At 73.3% G+C, this 3,247-nt stretch carries 3 protein-coding genes and 2 pseudogenes; 4 read left to right on the top strand and 1 reads right to left on the bottom strand.

The window, feature by feature from the left end; translation table 11 throughout:
• From AB0I76_RS25895 to rarD, 4 genes and pseudogenes are all read left to right on the top strand, one after another.
• Positions 1–801, top strand: a pseudogene (locus AB0I76_RS25895) (type VII secretion protein EccE); the annotation flags it as partial.
• A gap of 60 nt (positions 802–861) precedes the next feature.
• Positions 862–1,248, top strand: coding sequence for a phage holin family protein (locus AB0I76_RS25890; protein WP_357040520.1), 387 nt, complete (start codon positions 862–864; stop codon positions 1,246–1,248).
• 72 nt (positions 1,249–1,320) lie between these two features.
• The gene (locus AB0I76_RS25885; RefSeq protein WP_357040517.1) at positions 1,321–1,809 is read left to right on the top strand and encodes a GNAT family N-acetyltransferase; all 489 of its coding nucleotides are present in this window, start codon (positions 1,321–1,323) and stop codon (positions 1,807–1,809) included.
• Positions 1,806–2,810, top strand: coding sequence for an EamA family transporter RarD (rarD, locus tag AB0I76_RS25880; RefSeq protein ID WP_357040514.1), 1,005 nt, complete (start codon positions 1,806–1,808; stop codon positions 2,808–2,810). Before AB0I76_RS25885 ends, rarD begins: the two co-directional genes overlap by 4 nt.
• Positions 2,811–2,849: 39 nt before the next feature.
• Here the strand turns inward: rarD and AB0I76_RS25875 are convergent.
• Positions 2,850–3,247 (bottom strand): annotated as a pseudogene (locus AB0I76_RS25875) (anti-sigma factor); the annotation flags it as partial.

Here is a 3,247-nt window from a genome sequence, read left to right as displayed (position 1 = left end):
GCACCCCTACGGCTCGGCCGTCTACGGCTCGCGCTACCAGGGGGCGCGGCGCAGCGCTCCGGCCGCCGCCGCGTGGTGACCGGAGCGGGCGGTGAGGTACGACGGCTCGACGGCGAGCAGTTGACCGGGCTGGCTGCCACGCTGCCGCTGGCGTCGCCGGGCCCCGGTCCGGCCGGTCCCGCCGCACTGGAGGTGACGCTGGGCGAGGCGGGCCTGATGCTCGGCGCCAACCGGCACGGCGGCGCGGTGACCGTCCGGCTGTTCCGTCCGGAGAGCACCCGGATCATGCTCGTCGGTGGCGTACGCGCCGCCCAACTGCTCACCCTGCGGGCGATGGCGCTCGGGGCGCGGGTCGTCGTGCAGACCGGCCGGCCCCGCGTGTGGGAGCCGTTCGTCCGGGGCGTCGGGGCGCCGGGCGACACGATCCCGCTTCTCCCGCCGGGCCGGCCGCTCCCCGACGAGGTCGGCACCCCGCTGCGTCCGCTGCTGGTGGTGCTGGACGCCGGGCCGACACCGCCCGAGCCCGAACCGGGACCGCCCTGGCGGGCCACCCTGCTGGTCCGCGACGAGCTGACCGCCGCCGACGCCGACGCGCTGCGGCGGGCGGACCTGGCCGTGCTGCAACCCCTCGACCCGGCCGAGGCGGCGCTGGCCGGCACCGCCCTCGGGCTGGGCGGTTCGGCCGAGTGGCTGACCCGGATCCGGGACGACATGGTCGCGGTGGTCAACCGGCGGGCGCTGCGCTGGGCCCTGATCTCCCCCACACCGATCGAGGCCCACCTGGTCGGTCACCCCGGCCGGCGATGAAGGCACCGGTTCGAGGGTTCCGCGCGTGATCCGTCCGTGGCAGCATCTTGCGCCATGGGTTTCCTGAAAGGGCTGCTGATCCGGCTGGCCACGACGGCGTTGGCCTTCTGGCTGGCCACGCTGCTCATCCCCGGCATCACGTTGGACTCGACCTCCACCACCGAGACCGTCACCACCCTGGTGCTCGTCGCGGTGATCTTCGGCGTGGTGAACGCCGTGCTACAACCGATCGTCAAGACCGTCGGCTGTGGCTTCTACCTGCTGACCCTCGGACTGATCGCGCTGGTCGTCAACGGGCTGCTCTTCCTGCTGACGAGTTGGATCGCGGGCCAGGCCGGACTGCCGTTCCACGTGGACAGCTTCTGGCCGGAGGCGGTGCTCGGCGCGCTCTTCGTCGGCATCGTGACCTGGATCCTCGGCGCCATCCTCGACCGCGACTGAGCGCCGTACCGCCGACCAGATACCGGGAATTGGCTGCTGAGCGGGCAGGGACGGGGCACTAGCGTCGGACCGGTGTTCACCGTGACCCGCGACGACGGCTACCTGCTCAGCACCGACCCTGCCCGCCTCGACCTGGACCGGGTGCACCACTGGCTCTCCACCGACGCGTACTGGGCCATCGGGCGGGACCGGGAGACGGTGGCGCGGGCGTTCGCCGGCTCGATCGGCTTCGGCGTCTATCGGCCTTCAGACGGCGGCCAGATCGCGGTGGCCCGGGTGGTGACCGACCGCGCCACGTTCGCCTGGCTCTGCGACGTCTACGTCGACCCGGCCGAGCGCGGTCGCGGGCTGGGCACCTGGCTGGCCGGGGCGGTCCGCGACCACCTGGCCGACCTCGGCGTACGCCGGATCCTGCTGGCCACGAACGACGCCCACGGGGTGTACGCGAAGGTCGGCTTCACCCCGGTCCAGGCGGAGCGCTGGATGGAGCTGGACGTACGGGTGAAGCCGGTCACCAGCAAGGAGCAGGAGGCCGATCGGCCCCTTACGGTGGAGGCGTGACGCCACTTCGCCTCGGCTACCTCTACGGGTTCGGCGCGTACCTGCTCTGGGGCTTCTTCCCGCTCTACCTGAAGCTGCTGCGCCCGGCCGGGCCGCTGGAGATCCTGGCCCACCGGATCGTCTGGTCGGTGGTCTTCGTGGCGCTCGTGCTCGGCGCGCTGCGCAACGTCGGGTTCCTGCGGGCGCTGGCCCGCCGCCCACGCACGCTGGCCGGGATCGGCGTGGCCGCCACGCTGATCGCCGGCAACTGGGGCACCTACATCTACGGCGTCAACTCCGACCGGGTGGTCGAGACCGCGCTCGGCTACTTCATCAACCCCCTCGTCGTGGTGCTGCTCGGTGTCTTCGTGCTGCGCGAACGGCTCCGCCCCGCGCAGTGGGCGGCGCTCGGCACCGGCGGGCTGGCGGTGGCCGTCCTGACCGTCGACTACGGCCGGCTGCCCTGGTTGGCGCTGGTCCTGGCGTTCAGCTTCGCCGGGTACGGCCTGGTGAAGAAGAAGCTCGGGCTGCCCGCCGCCGAGGGCCTGTTCGTCGAGTCGGCGGTGCTGGCGCTTCCCGCGCTGGGGTACCTGGGCTGGCTCGCCGCCGCCGGTGAGGCCGCCTTCGGGCAGGTGTCGCTCGCGCACACCATCCTGCTGGTGCTGGCCGGCGCGGCCACCGCGATCCCCCTGCTGCTCTTCGCCGGCGCGGCCAACCGGCTCCCGCTCACCAGCCTCGGCATGATCCAGTACGTCGCGCCGATCCTCCAGCTCGGCTGCGGCGTGCTGGTGTTCCACGAGCCGATGCCGCCCGCACGCCTGGCCGGCTTCGCCCTGGTCTGGCTGGCCCTGGCCGTCTTCACGATCGACGCAGTCCAAGCCGCCCGCCAAACCCACCACACCCACCCCCACCCCCACCCCCCCACCCCCACCGCCACGTCCCGCGATCTTGCACTTTCGGCCGCCGGATCGCGGAGAACATCCCTTTCGCCGGGGCAGAAAGTGCAAGATCGCGGCGAGTGACGGGGGCCCGGGGGGAGCGGGGGGGCGGGGGGTGGGGGGTTAGCGGACGTTGTGGATTAGGACGGGGGTGTTGTCGGCGCGGAGGAGTTCCACGCGGACGAGTTCCGCGTCGGTGAACCTCGTCGCGCCGCTGATGCGCAGGTCGTCGCCGGGGGCGGCGAGCCAGGAGCCGATCTGCTCCGTGGCGCCGTCCGGGCCGTGCGCCACCAGCCGGAAGGTGTACGCCTTGCCGTAGCCGACCCTGGCGTCGTACCCGCACCGCATGGTCACCTCGGTCCCCCACTCGGTGCCGGTCAGCCCGATCTCGGCGTGCACCGGCACCGTGCCGGAGACCGGCTGCATGGCGACCAGCCGGACGTCCCCGCCCGGCGGGACGGCCGGCTCCCGGGGCAGCAGGGCGGCCGTGCCGAAGCCGGCGAGCAGGGCCAGCGCGGCGG

This window comes from Micromonospora sp. NPDC049799 (genome assembly GCF_040656655.1).
GTDB lineage: Bacteria > Actinomycetota > Actinomycetes > Mycobacteriales > Micromonosporaceae > Micromonospora.
Note: the sequence above shows the minus strand (reverse complement) of the source record. Positions and strands in the feature narration are given on the sequence as shown.